The following is a 6,447-nucleotide window of genomic DNA, read 5'->3' on the forward strand; positions in this document are numbered from 1 at the left end:
ACCACCGATCCGATCACCGATCCGACCGTCATCCCGCACGTCCTCCTCACAAGAACACTCAGGGCAGCCCAGACATGAACTCCAGTAGCCGACGCAATTTCCTGAAGATGGCTGGCGGCAGCGCCGCCGCCACCGCGGCGCTTGCCGCCTTTCCGCCGGCCATTCGCCGCGCGCTGGCAATTCCGGCCAACAACGTCACCAAGTCCATTCGCGACGTCCAGTACGTGGTGATCCTGATGCAGGAAAACCGCTCGTTCGATAACTACTTCGGCACGCTCAAGGGCGTGCGCGGCTTTGGCGATCGCTTCCCGATCCCGCTGCCGGGCGGCCGCACCGTTTTCCAGCAGACCTACGCCAGCGGCAACACCAACCGCGTGGTGCTGCCCTATCACCTCGACAGCAAGGCCGGCAACGCGCAGCGCGTCAGCGGCACCCCGCACAGCCAGCCCGATGGGCAGGCCGCCTGGGATCTCGGCCGCATGAGCGCTTGGCCGACGGCCAAGAAGACGCAGTCGATGGGCTACTACACGGAGCAGGAGCTTGGCTTCCAGTTCGCGCTGGCCAACGCCTTCACGCTCTGCGACGCCTATCACTGCAGCTTCCACGGCGGCACCAACACCAACCGGCTATATCACTGGACCGGCACCAACGATCCGTTCGGCCAGAAGGGCGGCCCCGTGATCGACAACAGCGGCGATTCGCTCGACGCCACCGGCATCAACTACACGTGGACCACTTACCCGGAGCGCCTGCAGACCGCCGGCGTGAGCTGGAAGGTCTACCAGAACATGCCGGACAACTTCACCGACAACCCGCTGGCCGGCTTTGCGCAATATCGCGCCGCCAATGCGGCCGCAGGCAACGCCATCGACGGTGCGCCCTACCCCGCCTACACGCCGGCTGCCGATGCGGCCAATCCGTTGTTCAAGGGGATCGCCAACACCATGCCGGACGGTGGCTTCCTGCAGTCGCTGCGCGACGATATCGCGGCAGGCACGCTGCCGCAGGTCTCGTGGGTGGTGGCGCCGGCCACGTATTCGGAGCACCCGGGGCCGTCAAGCCCGGTGCAAGGCGCGTGGTACACGCAGCAGGTGCTAGACGCGCTGACGGCCAATCCCGATGTCTGGAGCAAGACCGTCCTGCTGATCAACTTCGACGAGAACGACGGCTTCTTCGACCACATGCCGCCGCCGTGCGCGCCGGCGCTGGACGCCGCTGGTAATCCGGTCGGCGGCACCACGATGGATGCCAAGGCGGAGTACTACAGCGTCGATCACACGCCATTCGGCCCGGGGCCGCGCGTGCCGATGTACGTGGTCTCGCCGTGGAGCCGCGGCGGCTGGGTGAATTCGCAGGTGTTCGACCACACGTCCGTGCTGCGCTTCCTGGAGGCGCGCTTCGGTGTGGCGGAGACCAATATCAGTCCCTATCGCCGGGCGGTCATGGGCGACCTGATGACCGCGTTCGACTTCGTCAACCCGAACGGCAATGCGGCCCTGGCTTTCACGCCGTTGCTGAAGACCGACGCCGACAGCCAGCGCGCCGCGCAGGACGCGCTGACGCAGATCCCGACACCGTCCGTCGCCACGCAAGTCATGCCAAAACAGGCCGCCGGCACGCGTCCCTCGCGCGCGCTGCCCTACACGCTGCATGCCAGCGGCCTGGAAGACCCAGTCAATCGCACGATGTGGCTCAAGTTCAAGAACGATGGCGCGCAAGCCGCCGTGTTCCACGTCTACGACCGCCTGCACCTGGGCGATGTGCCGCGCCGGTATGCGCTGGAATCCGGCAAGGAGATCGACGCGAAGTGGGATGTGTTTGCCACGGACAATGGCCGGTATGACCTGTGGGTGCTGGGGCCGAACGGCTTCCACCGCGCCTTCGTCGGCGACGTCAGTGCACAGAAGGCGGCCGGCGGCGGCGCGGCGCCCGAGATCCGCGTGTGCTACGACGAGGCCAACGCGCAAGTCTGGCTGACGCTGATCAATCGCGGCACGGCCACCTGCACGTTCACCGTCACCCCCAACGCCTACCGCTCGGACGGCCCGTGGACGTTCGAGGTGCCGGCGGGCAAGGAGTTGGACCAGCATTGGCCGGTCAGCTCGCAGGGCAACTGGTACGACTTCACGGTCACCACGCAGCAAGGCGGCTTTGTGCGGCGCTTTGCGGGCCGGCTGGAGAACGGCACGCACACCATCTCCGATCCGGCGATGGGCGCTTAAGGCGTTCACCGCAGCGCGCCCTGCTCTCGTTTCGGAGCGGGGCGCGCGCGTTTCGTCTGGGGTCGTCACGCTGTCACATTCATGCGCTAGCCTCGCCGGTCGTCCTGCTTCCTGAATGAGACCCCATGCTTGGCGACTTGCTGATGACCTTCTACGAAGTCGCGCGCCAGGGCAGCATCACCACCGCCGCGCGGCAATTGCGAGTGAGCCAGCCCACGGTCACGGGCCGCATCCGGCAGCTCGAGGACCTCTATGGCGTGGAGTTGTTTCATCGCCGCGCCAGCCGCGTCGACCTCAGCGACGTGGGCGTCGCGCTGATGCCGCTGGCCGAGCATATGATGCGGCAGGAAAGCAATGCCGACTTCCTGCTGCGCAATGCCGGCAACCTGGGCTTTGGCAGCCTGCGCATCGGCGCGACCGGCCCCTACTACATCCTGCGCAGCGTGGCCGCCTTCCGGCAGCGGTATCCGGCTATCGACGTCAGCATCGAGGTGGGCAATTCCCGGCAGATGCTTGACGCGCTGTTCGAGTACCGCATCGACGCCGCGGTGTCATCGCACGCCGTCGACGATGCGCGGCTGGCCAGCGTGACGCTGGCCGCCGACCCGATGGTGCTGGTGGTCCATCCCGTGCATCCGCTCGCGCGGCGTCCGCGCGTGGAAGTGGCGGAACTGACCACATGCCACCTGCTGGTACGCGAACAGGGCTCGATGACGCGCGAGGCGACCGAAGCCGCACTGGCCACCGTCGGCGCGGAACTGCCCGCACACACGGTCATCGGCAGCCGCGAGGCAATCTGCGAGGCGATCCGGCACAACCTGGGCGCCAGCGTGATGCCGGTGGGCGAGGTGCCGCGCGATCCCGCGCTCAGCGTGGTGCCGTTTGCCAGCCACGCGCCCGTCATCCATGAATACCTGTACTGCCTCCGCAGCCGGCGCGAGACCCGCCTGCTGGTGGCGCTGCTCGACTGCCTGGTGTTGCCCGGCAGCGTCGCCGATCGCCGTTGCGAGGCACCGCCGCCAGCGCCTATATTGAACTGAGTCGAACTGCGTTGAACTGAACTTCCTGCCGCCTTCCCTCCCCCTCCTCAGCGACCCTCGCCGATGACCGCTCCGGGCCATCCTAGCTTTCCCGAGTACGACCAGTTGCTGGCGCTGCTGGAAATGGGCGCCCCGTGGTTCCAGACCCGCGTGGCCTGCGAGGTGGCCGTGCAGGGCCGCATGTTCGCCGTGCATGTCGCAAGCCTCGGCACGCAGGCGCCGGACGCGCCCGCCATCGGCATCTTTGGCGGCATTCACGGGCTGGAGCGCATCGGGACGCAACTGGTACTGGACTACATGCGCTCCGTGCTGTGCCGCCTGCAATGGGACGAACTGCTTCATCGAGAACTGCAGACCGTGCGGCTGGTTTTCATGCCGATCGTCAATCCGGGCGGCATGTACGGGGCCACGCGCGCCAATCCGAATGGCGTGGACCTGATGCGCAACGCGCCCCAGAACGCCGATGCCGCGGTGCCTTTCCTGGCCGGCGGACAGCGCATCGGCGCATGGCTGCCGTGGTATCGCGGCCGGGCCGGCGCGCCGATGGAGCCGGAAAGCGCGGCCCTGCTGCGCGTGGTCGAACAGGAATTGCTGGGCCGGCCGCTCAGCTTCGCGGTGGACTGCCATTCGGGCTACGGCTGGCGCGACAGCATCTGGTTTCCGTACGCGCGCACGCACACGCCGATGGCACACCTGCCGGAGATGTACCTGCTCAAGACGATGTTCGAGCAGGCACATCCGCACCACGGCTACGCCTTCGAGCCGCAGAGCCACCAGTACCTGCTGCACGGCGACCTCTGGGACTTTGCCTATGACCGCGCGCCGCCGGGCAGCCTGTTCCTGCCGATGACGCTGGAGCTGGGATCATGGCTCTGGATCAAGAAGAATCCGCGGCAATTGTTCTCGCGCGCCGGCATCTTCAACCCGATCAAGGCGCACCGCACGGCACGCGTGCTGCGCCGGCATGTCAGCCTGTTCGATTTTCTCGGGCGCATCGCCTTCGCTCAGGAGCGATGGCTGCCGCATGGCGAGCGTCGCCAGCAACTGCTGGCGCAGGCCCGCGCGCACTGGCAGAACAGCAAGCCCGCACCATGAGCCCGTGGATCTTCCTGCGCGGGCTAACCCGCGAATCCAGGCATTGGGGGAGCCTGCCGGCCGTGTGGGAATCGCGCGGACTGGGGCGCCCGGTGCTGATCGACTTGCCGGGCAACGGCGCGGCGCGCGATGCGCCGGTGCCTGCCGATGTACGCGGGATGGTGGAAGCGGTGCGCGCGTCGGCGCGCGATGCCAGTGCGGGCGTGGGCGCGCCCTGCCGCGTCCTGGCGATGTCACTGGGGGCGATGGTGGCGACCGACTGGGCACAAGCATATCCGTCGGAAGTCGCCGCGCTGGTGCTGATCAACACGAGCATGCGCCCGTTCAGCACGGTAACGGAGCGGCTGCGGCCGCAGAACTGGGCGGCGATCCTTGGCATGGCCAATCACTGGCATGACCGCGCGCGCTGCGAGCGCACGGTGCACCGGCTGACCTGCGAGCGGATGGATGCGCGTGATGCGGACCTCGCGGAGTGGGTCCATATCGGCCAGAGCGCTCCGGTCACGCGGGCGGCGGCGGCACGGCAACTGCTGGCTGCGGCGCGCTATCGCGCCAGCGCGAAGCCACCCGCGTGCCCGACGCTGATCCTGTCGTCCGATGCCGACCAACTGGTCAACCCGGCCTGTTCGGCACGGCTGGCGGCTGCGTGGCAGGCACGCCACCTGCGACATCCGTGGGCCGGCCACGATCTGCCGCACGATGACGAAGCCTGGTTATGTGACGCCGTGGCCAGCCAGCTGAACGGGACGTCCCAATGAAAAAAGCCGCCGGATGGGGTCAACCATCCGGCGGCTTTTCTTCAACAGGCGAATTCGATCAGGCGTGGGCTTCGAGCAGCGCGGCAGCCCGCTTGTTGCACAGCGCACCGAGCAGCGTTTCCGCCGCGGCTTCCAGCCGTTCCTGCGTGCCGAACAGGCGCGCAGCAATCAGCCCGTTCTGCAGCGCGCCGTAAAGCACCTGCGCCAGCATCTCGGGCGGCACCGGGTACGGCGTATCGCGTTCCTTCTGGCCACGCTCAAGCAGTTTGGCCAGCCAGGCTTCATTGATCCGATAGAAATCCTTCAGCACCTTGTGCACGGGCTCGGGCAGGCACAGGACTTCCGTCGACAGCATGCCGGCCAGGCAGATCTGGTCCGATCCACAGGTCTCGCGAATCGGGTCGAGGTACTGCTTCGCCTGTTCCAGCACCGGCAATGCCGGATCGATACCGCTCAGGCGCGCCGAGATCCGCGCGCTGTATTCCTTCACCGCTTCCAGGACCAGGTCGTCCTTGGACGGGAAGTAATAGTGAATGCTGGAGGTCTTGACGCCCACCAGCTCGGCCAGGTCGCGATAGCTGAAACCGTTGAAACCACGACGGCGGATCAGTACCAGCGTGTGTTCGAGCAGTTGCTCGCGGACAGGTTGCGTTTTCATGTGGGGCAGTTTATCTACGTGAAGATAGATACTCAACCGGGGATTTTCCCGGAGTCAATGCCTGGCCTCAAAGTGCCAGTGTCTGCACCACAAGAGTGACGGCGGAACCACTGGCGAGGCAGATTGCCATCCATCCGCCCAGAATCAGGGCGTCGTGACCAATCGTCTTCATATTAGTGCTCCCCGGAAAAAGCAGGCCGGAGCCCTTGTGAGGCCCCGCCTGCCGTGCTGCATGGATCATCGCTGCGATTCGCCGCGTCCGGCGGCGAATCCGCTTCCGTTAATTCGCCAACTCAGGCCAGCGCGCCGTCGGTGAAGACATCGAACTGGCGGGCACCGTCATAGAACGGGTTGCGCGGGGCATTGCCACGGGCGCCGTCCAGATACGGATCAACCTTGCGGGCCGGGCTGGCCGATACGCCTACGCGATCCAGCCCGGCGACGAAGCGTGCACCGTCGGTGTACGGGTCAGCCGTGCGGGCACCGTCCGTATAGCCATCGCGGTTCGTCACGCGGGCGCCGTCGAGGTACGGGTCAGCGCTGCGGGCCGGGGTGGCCGATACACCGGTGCGATCCAGACCGGCGACGATGCGGGCACCATCGGTGTAGGGGTCGGTCTTGCCGACACGGGCGCCGTCGGTGAACGGGCTACGTTGGTCGTTCACGCGGGCGCC

Annotated in this window: 6 protein-coding genes; 4 read left to right on the top strand and 2 right to left on the bottom strand. The window is 66.8% G+C overall.

What is annotated here, in order from left to right; all coding sequences use genetic code 11:
• Positions 1-74 precede the first annotated feature (74 nt).
• The 4 genes from AC1DOX_RS16405 to AC1DOX_RS16420 all read left to right on the top strand — a co-directional run bounded on the left by AC1DOX_RS16405 (position 75) and on the right by AC1DOX_RS16420 (position 5,115).
• Positions 75-2,222, top strand: a complete 2,148-nt coding sequence (locus AC1DOX_RS16405) for a phosphocholine-specific phospholipase C (RefSeq protein WP_441618546.1) — start codon at positions 75-77, stop codon at positions 2,220-2,222.
• 125 nt (positions 2,223-2,347) lie between these two features.
• Entirely contained in the window at positions 2,348-3,262 is a 915-nt protein-coding gene (locus AC1DOX_RS16410) for a LysR substrate-binding domain-containing protein (RefSeq protein ID WP_441618548.1), read from the top strand.
• Positions 3,263-3,325: 63 nt separating this feature from the next.
• The gene (locus tag AC1DOX_RS16415; RefSeq protein ID WP_441618550.1) at positions 3,326-4,357 is read left to right on the top strand and encodes a M14 family zinc carboxypeptidase; all 1,032 of its coding nucleotides are present in this window, start codon (positions 3,326-3,328) and stop codon (positions 4,355-4,357) included.
• Complete coding sequence (locus tag AC1DOX_RS16420; protein ID WP_477101447.1) at positions 4,354-5,115, top strand: alpha/beta fold hydrolase; 762 nt, start codon at positions 4,354-4,356, stop codon at positions 5,113-5,115. Before AC1DOX_RS16415 ends, AC1DOX_RS16420 begins: the two co-directional genes overlap by 4 nt.
• 58 nt (positions 5,116-5,173) lie before the next feature.
• On the opposite strand, the gene AC1DOX_RS16425 is transcribed toward AC1DOX_RS16420, so the two are convergent.
• Together AC1DOX_RS16425 and AC1DOX_RS16430 are read right to left on the bottom strand one after the other, a co-directional pair.
• On the bottom strand, positions 5,174-5,773 hold the full coding sequence (locus tag AC1DOX_RS16425) for a TetR/AcrR family transcriptional regulator (protein ID WP_441618554.1): 600 nt from the start codon (positions 5,771-5,773) through the stop codon (positions 5,174-5,176).
• Positions 5,774-6,066: 293 nt separating this feature from the next.
• Positions 6,067-6,447: copper resistance protein CopQ (locus AC1DOX_RS16430; RefSeq protein ID WP_441618556.1), on the bottom strand; the 381-nt coding region annotated here is incomplete at its 5' end.

The sequence above is a fragment of the Cupriavidus sp. 01L415 genome, from assembly GCF_056400065.1.